Below are 16,454 nucleotides of genomic sequence, written 5' to 3'. Positions count from 1 at the left end.
GAAAATGTCCAAGAAGAAAGTCATAAGTTTAATAGTTGTTTTATTATTAATCACAAATCTAACCACTTTTGGTCTAACAAACTTAATGAGTGTTACATTCAACAATAAAGCATATATTCCAAAAGCTGAGTACAATCAACTCAAATCAGTGTATAGTAAGTTTTCAAAGGTAATGGCAGTAGAGAATTATGTTAAGTCTAATTACTTAAGAGATGTAGATGAAAGCAAGTTAATTGACGGACAATTAAAAGGATTGCTTGCATCTTTAGAAGACCCATATTCAGCTTATATGAATGAGGATGAGTTTGCTTCACTGATACAACAAACAAGTGGAACATTTGGGGGAATTGGTGTTGTAGTTACTCCAGGAGACGACAATCTTATTACAGTTGTTTCACCAATAGAAGATACACCAGGAGAAAGAGCAGGGATTAAGAGTGGAGATAAGATAATAAAGGTAGATGGTGTTGAGTTTCTAGGAGAAAATATGGATAAGGCTGTAAAGGTGATGAAGGGTGAACCAAATACTAAAGTAGTTTTGACCATAATGAGAAAAGATAATGAAGGGAAAAATCAAGTATTAGATATTGAAATAATCAGAGAAATGATAAGATTAGTTACTGTTAAGTCAAGTATTATTGATGAAAATATTGGATATATCAAACTTACTTCATTTGATGATTTAACATACAAGGACTTTAAGACTGAGTTAGATAAATTAGGGAAGAACAATATTGAGGGATTGATAATTGACTTAAGAAATAATCCAGGAGGATTATTGGATATATGCGCACAAATAGCTGATGAACTATTAGGTGAGGGAGATATCGTATATACAGAAACCAAAAGCGGTGAAAGAGAATATTTAAAATCCAAGAAATCTATGGTTAATTATCCACTGGTTCTACTTGTAAATAATGGATCTGCATCAGCATCTGAAATTCTTGCAGGTGCTATAAAGGATCATAATAGAGGTATGTTAATTGGAACAACTACCTTTGGTAAAGGGGTAGTACAAAGAATTAGAGATTTACAGGATGGAACAGGATTAAAATTAACAATATCTGAGTACTTTACACCTAGTGGAACAAATATCCACGGAATTGGAATAGAGCCTGATATAGTTGTAGAATTAACAGAAGGTGTAGAAACAATAGGAGTAGAAAATCTAAAGGAAGACAATCAATTAAAAAGAGCTATAGAAGAAATAAAATTAAAAATTAAATAATAAAAGAAGGAGAGTCAAGGTATGTATGGTCTATATCAAATTGTGCTATTTACAATAATAGATATCTTAAATACTTTAAAATCTCCTTTTTTTATTGTAGTCCTCTGTATTATATACTTCCAATATAGAAAATTAGGGAAATTGGAAAGGGAGAATATAGGGTATAGGAGAGCTGTTATTATAAAGCTTATTATATCTGCTGGATTTGGAATGGTTGGAGGAATAATAGCTACAGTAGTATTTCTTTATTTAGGTGTAGTAATTATACCTAAGGATTTCATGTATATTCTAGCAACGGTAATTATACTATCAGTCATTAATCCTAGATATATGTGTTTTGCATATGGAGGAGGAATAGTGTCCTTATTTAGCTTAATCACAGGATATCCTAGTATACAAATATCTCAAGTCATGTCTGTAGTTGCAGTGCTTCATATAATAGAGAGTATACTTATTTTATTTGATGGAGGAAGGTCTAACTTACCTATTATAATAGAGTCAGAAGATCAATTAGTTGGTGGATTTAATATGAATAGATTCTGGCCTATACCCTTTGTAATCTTCATAGGGGATGGCCTAATACAACCTATTACTTTGATTGCAATACTAAGCTATGGTGATTATTCCTTCTCATCTTATCCTAGGAAGAAGGTATTGAAAACATCATTAAATCTATTTATATATAGTCTTATTCTATTATATATTTCTAAGAATTTAGATAATCTTTTTCTATCACCACTGTTTGCTTTACTAGGCCATGAATATATTATTTTACAGAACAAAGCTAGTGAAGAAAAAAGAAAGCCAATATTTATATCTCCACATAAGGGAGTAAAGGTATTACAAACAAATCCTAATAGTATAGCTAGAAAATTGAATATTAAAACTGGGGATATATTACTTTCAATAAATGGTATAGAGGTAAAGAACAGAAAAGACATGGAAGATATAATGAGAGGCAGGAGAAATAAAATAACAGTTGAATTCTTCAATATTAAAACTGGGCTAACCACTAAAAGATATTATGGAAAAAGAAAATCCCTAGGACTTGTTATAGTCCCTAGGGATTTTTAATTTAGTTTATTTAAATCTATTATATAGATCATTTCTCTTTTATCACTTTCAAAAGGCAATATAGTATTTAGATATACAAGTGAGTCATTTTCATTATAGTAGATTTTCTGATCAATTAAGTTAGCAATATTTGTTGAACTTTTATTTTCTAGGGAATAATTTATCAAGGCATAATTATTAATAGAATTCTTCACAATATAGACTAAATTAGTGGGTGAAATAACCCTATAGTTTACTATGTTCTCCTCTATTCTACGAATTGTTCTCCCTTCTCCAATATTATATATAATTAGAGTACTGCTATCCTGAGTATTATCTTTTTTTAAGTAAGCGATATGGTTTTCATCAATGTACTTTGGTAAAAAACCATTACCAATAATATTAAAATCTCTCCAATCAGTAGTAATAGAAATTCTTTTCGTATTATCTTCCTCAGAGTCTTCAACTACTAAGAAACTTTTACCATTTGAAACTAAATATTCAATCATTCTTTGGAATTTGGTCACTAGAGTTGATTTGTTACTTTCTATATCAAAGCTATAGATTACTGTACCATATTTATTACTGTCTACAAGATACAATATATTTTCATCTTTCCAACTCATTATAGACGGGTTGAATTCTTCTTCTAAATTTATCTTATATGTCCTATTATCTTCTAATGAAACAATATATAATTCTGATCCATTATCATTCACTTCCACAATAGAAATAAGTTCTCGATTTTTATTAGGTTCTACTGAATGAATATTATAATTAGAATAGAAAATCATTGTTTTTTCATTATTAACTGTATTATATAACCATAATTGTTCTTTTGTCTTATTAGTTACATTATCAACTATTGATTTCTTGTAGAGTATTAAATCATCTGATATATAATTTAATACATGACCTTCATCTAAAGCTGAAGAAATATTTACTTTCTCAGATTCAATTATATCTCCACTTATGGCATCTACCTGGGCAAACAAATTGACTAAAGGTACTTCAGGAGTTTCTCTATCGAAAATGCTATTATATGTAATACTCCATACTAAAGATTCACCCGATCTAGATAGTGTAAATACTGGAGAGGTCTTTGTTGATAATTTATAATTAGCTTCTAGTTTGTTTAATACTTCATTAATACCAAATTTGATTTTCAATGGATTGTAATCATCATAAACTATATTAAACTTTAGATTGTCAATACCCTTAAGTTTAGATTTATCTATTTCCATAAATACCTGGGGCACTGCTAAGCGAAGGCTATTTTTACTATATCTGGCACTTACATGGATATTAATTTCGCTACCTTTTTTGGTTATACTATTCACATTAACACTTGAACACTCAGTCAAGCCTAAAGAAGCCAATACCTTTAATTTATTATTGTTGGTGATTATTTCAACAGATGAATCAATGGATTGGAAGCTTTTAGAGAAAAGTATTTGCTCTATTTCATAGCTAATTTCTTCTTCTTCAAAAGTAATATTATCTTTTAATTCTACAAGATTTCCATCTTTAGTATTACAAGCCACTAAGCTAAGGGTTAATATTAATGTAAAAATCATAAATAAAAGTTTTTTCACTGAAGTCGCCTCCTTATGGATAGTTTACTACAATAACTTGATTTGTTCAATAATAGTTTTATATAATATGTTTTGACAAAAGGATATAATAATATATAATATTATATATTAGGAACAAATGTTCAAAAAACTGAGGTGTTAGAATGAATAAATTCAAAATAGAATCAAATTATAAACCAACTGGTGATCAGCCAGAAGCTATTGAAAAACTAGTGGATGGATTAAATAAAAATCTAAAACATCAGACTTTACTTGGAGTTACAGGTTCTGGTAAGACTTTTACTATGGCAAATATAATTGAGAAAGTTCAAAAACCTACTCTAGTTATAGCACATAATAAAACCTTAGCCTATCAATTGGCCTCTGAATTCAAGGAATTTTTCCCCAACAATTCAGTGGAATATTTTGTTAGTTATTACGATTATTACCAACCAGAAGCATATGTACCACAATCAGATACTTATATAGAAAAAGATGCTTCAATAAATGATGAGATAGATAAACTTCGTCACTCTGCTACAGCAGCTTTATTTGAAAGAAAAGATGTAATCATAGTTGCATCAGTTTCCTGTATTTATGGATTAGGAGACCCAATAGACTATGAAAATCTTGTAGTTTCTCTAAGACCTGGTATGGTTAAGGACAGAGACGAAGTAATGAGAAAACTAATAGATATACAATATATAAGAAATGATATTAATTTTGTCAGAGGGACATTTAGAGTCAGGGGAGATATTCTAGAGATATTTCCTGCGTCATCCAGTGAAAATACTATTAGAATAGAGTTCTTTGGTGATGAGATAGATAGAATAGTGGAAACAAATTATTTAACAGGAGAAATCATAGGATACAGGTCTCATGTTTCAATATTTCCTGCTTCTCACTTTGCGACTACTAAGGAAAATGTAGAAAGGGCAATACAAACCATAGAGGAAGAATTGGATGATAGACTTAAAGAGTTAAAGGATAAGGAAAAGTTATTGGAAGCTCAAAGATTAGAACAGAGAACACGATATGATTTAGAAATGCTTGGAGAAATGGGATTTTGCCAAGGCATAGAAAACTATTCTAGACATTTGAGCAATAGGCCACCAGGGTATAAGCCTTTTACATTAATTGATTATTTCCCAGAGGATTTTTTAATAATTGTTGATGAGTCCCATGCCACTATACCTCAAATCAGAGGTATGTATAATGGCGATAGGGCAAGGAAAACAAACTTAGTAGAATATGGATTCAGACTTCCATCTGCATTGGACAATAGGCCATTGCAATTTACAGAATTTGAGTCCATGGTAAATCAGATATTATATGTATCTGCCACCCCGGGACCTTATGAATTAGAGCATACTGAAAACACTGTAGAGCAAATTATTAGGCCTACTGGGTTATTAGATCCAATTATAGAAGTAAGACCTACAGAACATCAAATAGATGATTTAGTTAATGAAATTAGAAATATTGCAGCTAGGGAAGAGAGGGTATTGGTCACTACATTAACTAAGAAAATGGCTGAAGATTTGACTAACTATTTTAAAGAGATTGGAATAAGAGTTACTTATCTTCACTCTGATGTGCTAACCATGGAAAGGATGGAAATAATTAGAGATTTAAGGCTTGGTAAGTATGATGTACTTGTGGGTATAAACTTGCTGAGAGAAGGGCTAGATTTACCAGAAGTATCTTTAGTTGCCATATTAGATGCTGATAAAGAAGGATTCCTAAGATCTGAAACATCCCTTATTCAGACATCAGGAAGAGCCGCAAGAAATGTATTTGGAAAAGTTATTATGTATGGTGATAGGATAACTAAGTCTATGGAGAAAGCCATAAATGAGACTAATAGAAGAAGAGAAATTCAAGATGATTATAATAAGAAACATAACATAGAACCAGAGTCTATAAAGAAAGGTATTAGGGAAATTATAGAAGCTACAATGGTAGCAGAGGAAGAAGTAAAATATGAAGAATCCTTTACTAAGGAAGAAATTCAGGGTATGATAGAGGGTCTAGAAACTGTGATGTTAAAAGCAGCAGAAGAGCTAAATTTTGAAAAAGCAGCAGAGATTAGAGATAAGATACTAGACCTAAAGAAGAAGTTAAGATAGGGGCGATATAATGATAAAAGAAGAAATAATAATAAGGGGAGCTAAGGAGAACAATCTGAAAAATGTATCTCTAAAGTTGCCTAGGAATAAATTTATAGTTTTTACAGGATTGTCTGGTTCAGGAAAATCTTCCTTAGCCTTTGATACCATATATGCCGAAGGGCAAAGAAGGTATGTGGAGTCATTATCTAGCTATGCAAGACAATTCTTAGGGCAAATGGATAAGCCTGATGTAGAATATATAGAAGGATTATCACCTTCCATAGCAATAGACCAAAAGACTACATCAAAGAATCCTCGTTCAACTGTAGGTACAGTTACAGAAATATATGATTATTTAAGGCTATTATATGCTAGAATAGGCACTCCATATTGTCATAAATGTGGAAAGGAAATTTCTAGCCAAACAGTGGAACAAATGGTAGATAAAATAATGGATTCAGAAGATAAGACTAAACTTCAGATTTTAGCTCCTGTTATTAGAAGGAAAAAAGGAGAGCATATAAAGGTATTAGAAAACATAAAAAAAGAGGGTTTTGTTAGGGTACTCATTGATGGGGAAATGTTTGATATTGGGGAGGAAATAAAACTAGCAAAAACAAAAAACCATACTATTGAAGTAGTAGTAGATAGAATAGTAGTGAGAGAAGGTATCGAAGGTAGACTATCTGAATCTTTAGAGACAGCATTAAAATTAGCAGATGGACTTGTAATTGTTGATTTCATAGATAAGGAAAGGATTATGTTCAGTCAAAAACTATCCTGCCCAGATTGTAATATTGCCATTGAAGAATTGTCTCCTAGGATGTTTTCATTTAATAGTCCCTTTGGAATGTGCCCTACTTGTAGTGGATTAGGTTTTCACAAAGGAATAGATAAGGATTTAATTATACCAAATTTAGACTTAAGTATTGATAAAGGTGGAATAGCACCACATTCTAATGCCAATGAATCAACATATTATTATCAAATATTTAAAACATTGGCAGAGGACAATGGTTTTAGTGCAGACAGACCTCTCAGTGAAGCCCCAGAGAGACTTATACAAGAAATATTATATGGTACTGATAGAGAAATATCTTTTGAATTCATTAGTCATTTTGATGAAGAAGGTAAGAGAGAATACAAGGGTAAATTTGAAGGGGTAATCCCTAATCTTGAACGAAGATATACTTCTACTAATTCTGATTATATGAGGAATAAAATAGAAGAATTTATGGAAGAAAATCCTTGTCCAACATGTCATGGGAAAAGATTGAAAGAGGAAGTACTAGCAGTAAGGATAAACAATCAAAACATCGCAGAGTTTACTGATTTATCCATCATTAAAGGATTAGAATTTGTTAATAGCTTAGTGCTTACAGAAAAACAACAAATCATAAGTGAACAAGTCCTAAAAGAAATAAAGGAAAGGCTAAATTTTCTAAAGACTGTAGGATTAGACTATTTAACCTTATCTCGTATGGCAGGTTCATTATCTGGGGGAGAATCCCAAAGGATAAGGCTGGCAACTCAAATAGGATCTAGCCTTGTGGGTGTAGCCTATGTCCTAGATGAACCTAGTATCGGATTACATCAAAGAGATAATGAAATGCTTTTAAAGGCATTAAGGAAATTAACTGATTTAGGAAATACATTAATAGTGGTTGAGCATGACGAAGATACTATGTATGCTGCCGATCATATAGTAGATATAGGACCTGGAGCAGGTATACATGGTGGATATATAATTGGAGAAGGAACTGTTGAAGATATAAAGAATAATCCAGACTCTATTACAGGATTATATCTATCAGGAAAAAGAAAAATTGAAATTCCTGAAGAAAGAAGAAAACCTAATGAGAAATGGATCGAAGTAATTGGTGCAGAAGAAAACAATCTTAAAAATTTAGATGTAAGAATTCCAATCGGACTATTTACTTGTGTCACAGGAGTATCAGGTTCAGGTAAATCTTCTTTGGTCAATTCAATATTACACAAGGTTTTAGCACAAAAATTAAATAGAGCAAAATCAAAAGCAGGAAAATATAAAAGTATAAAGGGATTAGAATACTTGGATAAGGTAATAGATATTGATCAATCACCTATAGGTAGAACTCCAAGATCGAACCCAGCTACTTATACAGGAATGTTTGATCATATAAGAGATGTCTTTGCTATGACCAATGAAGCAAAGATGAGAGGCTATCAAAAGGGTAGATTTAGTTTCAATGTAAAGGGTGGACGATGTGATGCATGTAGTGGTGATGGAATATTAAAGGTAGAGATGCATTTCCTACCAGATGTCTATGTACCATGTGAAGTATGTAAAGGTAAAAGATATAATAGAGAAACATTACAGGTGAAATATAAAGGAAAGTCCATATCCGATGTATTAGATATGACCGTGGAAGAGGGAGTAGAGTTCTTCAAAAATATACCTAAGATATCTAGAAAGCTGGAAACCTTGTTTGATGTGGGCTTGGGTTATATTAAAATAGGTCAATCTTCTACAGAATTATCTGGAGGAGAAGCCCAAAGAGTAAAATTAGCCACAGAATTATCTAAGAGGTCAACAGGGAAGACAGTCTATATACTAGATGAACCAACTACAGGCCTTCATACAGCAGATATTCATAAATTAATTAAGGTATTAAATCTATTAGTGGAAGGTGGAAATACAGTAATAGTAATAGAACATAATCTAGATGTAATCAAGACAGCAGACTATATAATAGACTTAGGTCCTGAAGGTGGAGACAAGGGAGGAACTATTGTAACTACAGGAACTCCAGAGGAAGTAGCCAAAGTCAAAGAATCATATACAGGACATTTTTTGAAGAATGTATTAAATAAATCCTAGAAATTAAAAATAGGGAATGGTTAAATCCATTCCTTTTCTTTTGTCAAAATTAGTCATTGCCATAAAGTTCTAATTATCATACAATTAAAATAACAACAAAAAGAGGGGGTAGAGAATTTGTTAAAACTAGAAAACATATCTAAATCTTATAACAAAGGTGGAATAAAAGCAGTAGATAATATTAATCTAGATATCAGACCCGGGGAGATATTTGGATTTCTTGGGCCCAATGGAGCAGGCAAGACTACTACTATAAAGATGATAGTAGGACTACTAAAGCCTGATAGTGGAAAAGTAACAGTAGGCAATGTAGATGCATGGGAAAATCCATTGGAGGCTAAATCAATGATTTCTTATGTACCTGACAATCCTGAAATATATGATAAGCTCAAAGGAATTGAATATCTAAATTTCATTGCAGATATGTACGGAATTTCAAAAGATAAAAGAGAAGAAAAGATGAATTATTACCTGGAATTATTTAATATAAAAGATGCTATAGGAGATATAATAGGTAGCTATTCCCATGGTATGAAGCAAAAACTTGTACTTACATCAGCACTTTTAAATGACCCAAATTTATTTATTCTTGATGAACCTATGGTAGGATTAGATCCAAAGTCTGCATTCAACTTGAAGGAAATCATGAGAAATATGTGTGATGATGGAAAAACTGTATTTTTCTCCACCCATGTACTGGAAGTAGCTGAAAAACTATGTGATAGAATTGCAATAATAAATAAAGGTAAAATTGTTGCTTTAGGGACAATGGAAGAGCTAAGATCACATGCTAAGGAGAGAGAATCCCTAGAGAATATATTCTTGGAGTTGACTGAATGATGAAAAAGATAATTTCATTGATTAAAACTGATTTGAATATTACCTATGGTCTGTCTTCTATAGCATATAGCTTTAAGAACAAGAAAAACAGATGGCAAATTATAGTCTTTTTCATAGCAATGTTGTCTCTTATACCCACATATATACTCATGATAAAAGGGTTAAATGGAATGTATGATATTTACAATGAGATTGGTCAAAAATCCATGTTTCTATTATCTGGATTTTTGGTATCTCAGGTAATGGTTTTTGTATTTGGATTACTTTATGTAATGTCTAAATATTATTTCTCTAATGACTTGACTCATTTAGTGCCATTGCCAATCAAACCTTCCTATATACTGGGTTCTAAGTTTGTTACTTTGATGGTTAGTGAATACCTAACATCCTTGCCTATTATACTGCCATTCGTATATATATACGGAACTAAAGGTGGAGAAGGGCTTCTCTATTGGATATATGCATTTTTATTAGTGGCTACTCTACCAGTAATACCACTAGTACTAGCTTCTATAATAATTATGATATTTATGAAGTATACAAATATAGGGGCAAAAAAGGATTTAATAAGAGTAATTGGTGCAGCTTTGTTTATTGTAGTCATGATTTATATACAAATGAAAATTCAAACTATAACACAGAAAGCTTTGCTTCAAGGAGACGATTTTTTTGTAAGTTTAGTAACAGATTCAAATTTGCTACTTAAGAAACTAGGACTAGGGTTTCCACCATCACAATGGGGTGCCTTGGCTTTAGCAAATAGTTCAAATTCTTTAGGGTTAATTAACCTATTATCCTTTATAGGGGTAGGGATCATAAGCTTCTTTATTATGTTATTTTTATCTGAAGGACTATTCTTTGGAGGGCTTATAGGAAATATTGAGGTTTCAGCATCCAAAGGGAAATCTGGAAAGGAAGTATCCATAAAAAGGACTGCTAGAGAAACAAAGCCTTATATAGCCTTAGCAAAGAAAGAAATTATCATGCTATTTAAAACCCCAGTTTATTTGATGAACGCCGTTGGAGGAGTAGTTATAGTGCCTATTATTATGGTCATGACTTCTGCAACAGGAGGAGATGAATCCTTAAGTGCTGTAGTAGGTAATCTAGGAAATAATATGGATTTAGTTACCTTAGTTGGTATAGGTTTTGTAGTGGCATTAGGTATGTTAAATAGTATAGGGCCAACTACTTTTTCAAGGGAAGGAAATTGCTTCTGGATACAAAGAACATTACCTATCAAAGCAGAGGATCAAATAACAGGCAGAGTATTGTCCTCTTTGGCAGTACAGTTATTAGGGATTATCGCCTTAATACTTAGTGCAGCCTTTATAATTGATATTCATATTTCATCTATAATTTTAATAGCAGTTATTGGTCTATTAGGCAGTATTCCAATGACTCAGATTGGTATGGTAATAGATATAATAAGACCATATCTCACATGGGATAACCCTCAAAGAGCCATGAAGCAAAATCTAAATGTACTAATTGGCATGGGCCTTGGGACTTTATATGCAGGAGGAGTAGGATATCTAGTATTTAAGATGATAAATAAGATTGATATGACTTTAATCTATGGACTCTTAGCTGGAATATTTATCATTTCATCAATTATACTATTCTTCATACTAAAAAAATTAATCATAAAACAATTTGAAGTTTTAGAATAAAACAAAGAAGAACCGCCCAAACACTGAGGACGGTTCTTTTTGTTTATATTACATAATTCTTGAATAATATTCAACGACCAATTGATCATCAATTTCTATAGGAACTTCATTTCTTTCTGGATGTTTAATTAAAGTACCAGACATTTTATTTTCATCCTTAGTTAAATAAGGATATTGATTTAAGAAAAATGAGTTGTAGTTTTCAGTGAAAAGCTCTATACTTCTGGATTTTTCTTTTAATTCAATAGTATCTCCTATTTCAACTAGATAAGAAGGAATATCTATCTTCTTTCCATTTACAAGGAAATGTCCATGTACTACCATTTGTCTAGCCTGCCTAATTGAAGAAGCAAACCCTAATCTATATACTAAATTATCTAATCTTGTCTCCAAGATTTTTATAAGAGCATGACCCGTTTGATCCTGAGATTTTTTTGCAACCCTAACATACTTTGCAAATTGTTTCTCCATCACACCATAATACGCCCTTAGCCTTTGTTTTTCTAACAACTGCATTCCATACTCGGAAAGCTTTTTGTCTGCTCTAGATGTGCCCTTAGTGGCTCTTTCCATTGCCTTTGGATGACCACATACATTTAATCCTAATCTTCTAGATTGCTTGAATCTAGGTCCCATCATTTTAGCCAATATTTTCATCTCCATCAAAATTATTTGCCGCGATAATTTTGAGCCGGACTATAATATATCATAAATCAAACAAAAAGTAAATGATAATTATTATCAATATGCAGTATGTTTTCTATTATCTTAGATTTTCTGCTCCTTCTCTTATACGAATATCTTCCTCGTCCATGGGATTATCCAATACTAATCCATGGGGTATAGTTTTATTGTTTTTATCTATAAAGACAAAAGTTATGTATCCATCTGATAGAATGGTATTATAATCGCTATTTCTTGTTAATTTTCCATATACTATAAAACTAGTTCTGCCAACTTTTGCTATTCGTGATTCCAAGTTTATTACATCACCTTTGTTACCAGGTATTTTGAAACTTAATCCATGGATATTTACACATACGATATTTTCTGGTTTTTGGGTAGCTTTAGCTCCACATATAAAGCAAGATTCAACAAACCATTCTGCCATTCTTCCAGCAAATAAAGTACCATGGTGATTTAATTCTTCTGACTTAACTAATCTAGACGTTTTAACAATTTCCAATATTTTCAGCCTCCTTGTTTTTATCATACAAGAATCATTATAACAAACCAATTATGGAAATCAATTTATGTTTATAAAATATCAATAAAATGATATAGTATTAGGTAATCTATAGATAAAAAAATATTTTTTAGTTGCTTGTTTAGAGTGGCGAAGTATTATATAATTATATAGATTATATTATATAAAGGGGAAGTAGAATGGCAGAAAGATATTTAGACGAAAACAAGGTTATAAGAAACAAAATATTATCTATGATCCTACCTATCACTGGTGAAAATGTGTTGCAGATGACTGCTGGTATAGTTTTAATGGCTATGATTGGAAGATATGATGCATATGCAGTAGGAGCCATAGGTATTGCTACAGTTCTTTATAGGATATTATGGGGAATATTTAAAGGCATAGCTACTGGTACTTCAGTATTAATAGCACAATCCTATGGAGCAGGTAATTATAATAAATTGAAATCCATAGCGGAACAATCATTTATTATTTCAATTGGAGCTGCCATAGTATTTCAACAACTGCTTTTTTGGTTCGCTAGACCCTTATTGACTGTATTTAATCCTCAAGCAGAATTACTGGCCAATGGGGAAATATATCTTAAAATAATATCCTGGTCTTTGCCATTTGCTGCTATTATATTATTAGTATCAGGTATACTGCAAGGTATGGGCAATGCTAGAACCCCTATGGTTGCTGTAGGATTATTAAACATTGTAAATATTATTGCAGGATTTGTGTTGATAACGGGTAAAGTGGGTATTGAATCCATGGGCTTAAGAGGTGCAGGATATGCCTATAATATGGCTTATATATCTGCTGCTTCATTTGGTTTAATTATGCTATTTGGTAGAAGAGGAATTTTAACCAATATCGGTGATAAGCTTAAGTTGAAGTTCAAAGGCAATGAAGCTTTGATGATACTTAAACTAGGACTTCCTACTTCCTTCGAAACATCATTTTGGCAAGCTGCATCAATATTTCTTACAAGAGCTATCCTTACATATGGAGAATTGGCATATTCGGCATATCAACTAGGTTTGCAAGCAGAATCAATTTCATATATGCCAGCTACTGGATTTGGAATTGCAGCCACAACTTTTATAGGGCAAGCATTAGGTAGCAAAGATAGAGAAATTGGAAAGAAGTATCTCAACAAGCTAATTAGATATACAATTGTTATAACAATATTCGCTGGAGGAGTTTTAATATTTTTTCCTAGTCAAATAATGAGCTTATTAACAAAGGAACCTGAAGTAATTAGAGTAGGAGCTATGTATTTATTTGTTATGGGGTTAACTCAATTGCCTCAAAATATCTCTGGTGTTCTAAATGGAGCCCTTAGAGGTGCAGGATATGCAAAGGTTCCTATGTTTAATGCTGGAATAGGACTTTGGCTCATACGAGTGCCTTTTGTTTTAACAATGGCCTTTGTATTTAAGGCAGATATACTTTGGATATGGGTAGGAATAGGGCTAGATATGTGCTTCAGACTTTTATTCTCCTATATATATTTTAAAAGGAAGGATATCTTTGAGGCTGAAATATTAGTAGATTAATAAAATATTGAAAGGATGATTTCCCTTGAAGGATATTGAAATAGCCAAAAAATTATTAATAGATGAAAATCAGGCCTTAGTTGTAGTAAAAAATGGGGAAGTAATATATAAAAGTGTAGAAAAAGGCATAAAGCCTATGTATATCTTGTCTACAGAAATGAAATCTGAAGCCAAAGGGGCATCACTTGCGGATAAGGTAATAGGTAGAGGGGCTGCTCTTTTATGTGGATATGTTGAAATAAAAGAAGTATATACTGACTTGATTTCTGAAGGTGGTATAGCTGCCCTAGGAGAATATAATATACCATATGAGATGGAGAAATCCTGTCAATATATTATGAATAAAGATAAAACTTCTTATTGTCCAATAGAAAAACTTTCTTTGGATACAGATGACCCAGCATTGCTTCTGCAATCCATAAAGGAGTTTTTTGCATCATTTAAAAAATAGAAGGGAGATATTCGATGAACGAAAGAAATAATGTTAAAAGATTAGTTATAGCGGGGTTATTATTAGCTATTGGAATTATTGTACCAACTATATTTCATTCAGCAGGATTGCCAGGACAAACATTTTTGCCAATGCATATACCTGTTTTAATAGGTGGTTTTCTACTACCGCCTCATCTGGCTTTATTATTAGGTATGCTAACACCAATACTTAATTCTTTAATTACAGGTATGCCAGCTCTATTTCCTATGGCAGTAATAATGATTTTTGAATTAGGTATTTACGGACTTGTGGCATCAGTTATGTATAGACAATTAAGGGTTCCTTCAATAATTTCATTGATTGTTTCTATGATAGCAGGAAGGGTAATGGTAGGTGTAGTTGTATTCGTTTTAGCAGCATTCTTTTCAATACAATTAGACCCTATGACTTTTATTATAGGAGGGGTAACAACTGGATTACCTGGTATAATAATTCAACTGGTTCTGATACCAACTTTGATATATAGTATCGTAAAATATACAACTATAGATTTAGATTAGAAAAACAGGAGGAAAATATGAGTCTATTAATTAAGAATATAGATGTAGTGTCTATGGATGGAAAAAATGAAGTAATAAAAAACACAAATATTTACATTTGCAATAATGAAATAATGCATATTGGTGAAGTTAGACAAGATATGGAAGTAGAAAGAATAATTGATGGAAAAAACAAATTAGCAATGCCTGGATTAATCAATTCCCATACACATATTGGTATGTCTTTACTCAGAAATTTTGCAGATGATCTTCCGCTTTATGATTGGCTGACAAAAAAGATTTGGCCAATAGAAGCTAAAATGAATAAAGACGATATATATTGGGGATCACTCCTGAGTATGGTTGAGATGATTCAGGGAGGAACAACAGCATTTTGTGATATGTATGATTTCATGGATGAAGTAGGTAAGGGAGTAGTAGAATCAGGGATGAGAGGTGTCCTCACTAGGGGAATGATAGAAGAAGAAGGGAAAAATCAAATTAAACTTGATGTAACAAGAAAATTATATAAGGATTGGCACGGAAAGGCTAATGGTAGAATTAAGGTAATGGTAGCACCACATGCTCCATATACTTGTAGTCCGGATTTTTTACAAGAAGCTGTCAGTCTAGCTAAAGAATTAAATACAGGTATCCATATACATCTTTCTGAAACTAAGAAAGAAGTAGAAGATAGCTTTAAACTACATGGGAAATCACCAATAAAGCATGTATATGATTTAGGATTATTAGATTTACCTACTATAGCAGCTCATTGTGTTCACATAGATGATGATGATATAGAGATAATCAAAGAAAAAAATGTATTTCCTGTAAACAACCCAGGTAGCAATTTAAAACTAGCCTCTGGATTTTCACCAGTAGATAAGATGCTAATGAGAGGAATTTCAGTGGCATTAGGTACAGATGGATCTTCAAGTAACAATAACCTTAATATGTTTGAAGAAATAAATCTAGCAGCTATAATCAATAAAGCAGTAAATCTAGATGCAGTATCAGTTCCAGCCATATCAGCTTTAGAGATGGCAACTATAAACGGTGCAAAGGCTTTGCAATGGGATAAAGAAATAGGCTCAATAGAAGCAGGTAAAAAGGCAGATATGATATTGATAGATACAGATAAACCACATCTTTACCCACATCATAATATAATTTCATCACTAGCCTACTCAGTCCAAGCATCAGATGTGGACACAGTCATAGTAGATGGCAATATAATAATGGAAAAAAGGGAAATAAAGACATTAGATGTAGAGAAAATAAAATTCATGGCAGAAAAACATGCCAAAGATTTAATGAATAGATAAAAGTAGGGAAGGACCCCTGTGTCCTTCCAACCAATATAATAGTCATTAGGTAAATCCTAATGAC

13 protein-coding genes are annotated in these 16,454 nt (G+C 32.0%); 10 read left to right on the top strand and 3 right to left on the bottom strand.

All coding sequences use genetic code 11. The features are described from left to right. Window positions 1–4: 4 nt before the first annotated feature. Window positions 5–1,228, top strand: a complete 1,224-nt coding sequence (locus RIN63_RS08145) for a S41 family peptidase (protein WP_310444220.1) — start codon at window positions 5–7, stop codon at window positions 1,226–1,228. Between the two features lie 21 nt (window positions 1,229–1,249). Then, the gene (locus RIN63_RS08140; protein WP_310444219.1) at window positions 1,250–2,302 is read left to right on the top strand and encodes a PDZ domain-containing protein; all 1,053 of its coding nucleotides are present in this window, start codon (window positions 1,250–1,252) and stop codon (window positions 2,300–2,302) included. Here RIN63_RS08140 and RIN63_RS08135 read toward each other — a convergent pair. Then, window positions 2,299–3,876 carry a hypothetical protein gene (locus RIN63_RS08135; RefSeq protein WP_310444218.1) on the bottom strand — a complete coding sequence of 526 codons (1,578 nt, stop codon included), beginning with the start codon at window positions 3,874–3,876 and terminating at the stop codon, window positions 2,299–2,301. The two genes, RIN63_RS08140 and RIN63_RS08135, sit on opposite strands and share 4 nt — an antisense overlap. A gap of 143 nt (window positions 3,877–4,019) precedes the next feature. On the opposite strand from RIN63_RS08135, the gene uvrB reads away from it, so the two are divergent. The 4 genes from uvrB to RIN63_RS08115 all read left to right on the top strand — a co-directional run bounded on the left by uvrB (window position 4,020) and on the right by RIN63_RS08115 (window position 11,339). Further along, on the top strand, window positions 4,020–5,984 hold the full coding sequence (gene uvrB / locus RIN63_RS08130; RefSeq protein WP_310444217.1) for an excinuclease ABC subunit UvrB: 1,965 nt from the start codon (window positions 4,020–4,022) through the stop codon (window positions 5,982–5,984). A gap of 10 nt (window positions 5,985–5,994) precedes the next feature. Then, a complete protein-coding gene (uvrA, locus tag RIN63_RS08125) occupies window positions 5,995–8,826 on the top strand; it encodes an excinuclease ABC subunit UvrA (RefSeq protein WP_310444216.1) in 2,832 nt (943 codons plus the stop codon). A 117-nt stretch (window positions 8,827–8,943) separates the two neighbouring features. Continuing rightward, window positions 8,944–9,666: an ABC transporter ATP-binding protein gene (locus RIN63_RS08120; protein ID WP_310444215.1), complete on the top strand. Its 723-nt coding sequence runs from the start codon at window positions 8,944–8,946 to the stop codon at window positions 9,664–9,666. Further along, window positions 9,663–11,339, top strand: a complete 1,677-nt coding sequence (locus RIN63_RS08115; RefSeq protein WP_310444214.1) for a putative ABC transporter permease subunit — start codon at window positions 9,663–9,665, stop codon at window positions 11,337–11,339. The genes RIN63_RS08120 and RIN63_RS08115 overlap by 4 nt, the downstream gene beginning before the upstream one ends. A gap of 48 nt (window positions 11,340–11,387) precedes the next feature. On the opposite strand, the gene rpsD is transcribed toward RIN63_RS08115, so the two are convergent. After that, window positions 11,388–11,987 carry a 30S ribosomal protein S4 gene (gene rpsD, locus RIN63_RS08110; protein ID WP_310444213.1) on the bottom strand — a complete coding sequence of 200 codons (600 nt, stop codon included), beginning with the start codon at window positions 11,985–11,987 and terminating at the stop codon, window positions 11,388–11,390. A 115-nt stretch (window positions 11,988–12,102) separates the two neighbouring features. Continuing rightward, the gene (locus tag RIN63_RS08105; RefSeq protein WP_310444212.1) at window positions 12,103–12,525 is read right to left on the bottom strand and encodes a hotdog domain-containing protein; all 423 of its coding nucleotides are present in this window, start codon (window positions 12,523–12,525) and stop codon (window positions 12,103–12,105) included. A 200-nt stretch (window positions 12,526–12,725) separates the two neighbouring features. On the opposite strand from RIN63_RS08105, the gene RIN63_RS08100 reads away from it, so the two are divergent. Genes RIN63_RS08100 through RIN63_RS08085 form a run of 4 tightly spaced genes read left to right on the top strand, consistent with a single transcriptional unit; the run spans window position 12,726 to window position 16,390 of the window. Further along, a complete protein-coding gene (locus tag RIN63_RS08100) occupies window positions 12,726–14,090 on the top strand; it encodes an MATE family efflux transporter (protein WP_310444211.1) in 1,365 nt (454 codons plus the stop codon). A gap of 25 nt (window positions 14,091–14,115) precedes the next feature. Beyond that, window positions 14,116–14,541, top strand: a complete 426-nt coding sequence (locus tag RIN63_RS08095) for a DUF1893 domain-containing protein (protein WP_310444210.1) — start codon at window positions 14,116–14,118, stop codon at window positions 14,539–14,541. A gap of 14 nt (window positions 14,542–14,555) precedes the next feature. Beyond that, window positions 14,556–15,083 (top strand): ECF transporter S component, encoded by a 528-nt coding sequence (locus tag RIN63_RS08090; protein WP_310444209.1) that lies wholly within the window; start codon window positions 14,556–14,558, stop codon window positions 15,081–15,083. Between the two features lie 17 nt (window positions 15,084–15,100). After that, complete coding sequence (locus RIN63_RS08085) at window positions 15,101–16,390, top strand: amidohydrolase (RefSeq protein ID WP_310444208.1); 1,290 nt, start codon at window positions 15,101–15,103, stop codon at window positions 16,388–16,390. Window positions 16,391–16,454 lie beyond the last annotated feature (64 nt).

Origin of the sequence: Tissierella sp., from assembly GCF_031460495.1 — a bacterium.
Taxonomy (GTDB): domain Bacteria; phylum Bacillota; class Clostridia; order Tissierellales; family Tissierellaceae; genus JAVKTS01.
The sequence above is the reverse complement of the archived record's forward strand: the minus strand, read 5'-3'. Positions and strand labels throughout refer to the sequence as shown.

Excerpts from the sequence above, each read along its gene's own strand:
- RIN63_RS08145 (WP_310444220.1), top strand. The coding sequence starts at position 5 with ATGTCCAAGAAGAAAGTCATAAGTTTAATAGTTGTTTTATTATTAATC.
- RIN63_RS08140 (WP_310444219.1), top strand. The coding sequence starts at position 1,250 with ATGTATGGTCTATATCAAATTGTGCTATTTACAATAATAGATATCTTA.
- uvrB (WP_310444217.1), top strand. The coding sequence starts at position 4,020 with ATGAATAAATTCAAAATAGAATCAAATTATAAACCAACTGGTGATCAG.
- uvrA (WP_310444216.1), top strand. The coding sequence starts at position 5,995 with ATGATAAAAGAAGAAATAATAATAAGGGGAGCTAAGGAGAACAATCTG.
- RIN63_RS08115 (WP_310444214.1), top strand. The coding sequence starts at position 9,663 with ATGATGAAAAAGATAATTTCATTGATTAAAACTGATTTGAATATTACC.
- RIN63_RS08100 (WP_310444211.1), top strand. The coding sequence starts at position 12,726 with ATGGCAGAAAGATATTTAGACGAAAACAAGGTTATAAGAAACAAAATA.
- RIN63_RS08090 (WP_310444209.1), top strand. The coding sequence starts at position 14,556 with ATGAACGAAAGAAATAATGTTAAAAGATTAGTTATAGCGGGGTTATTA.
- RIN63_RS08085 (WP_310444208.1), top strand. The coding sequence starts at position 15,101 with ATGAGTCTATTAATTAAGAATATAGATGTAGTGTCTATGGATGGAAAA.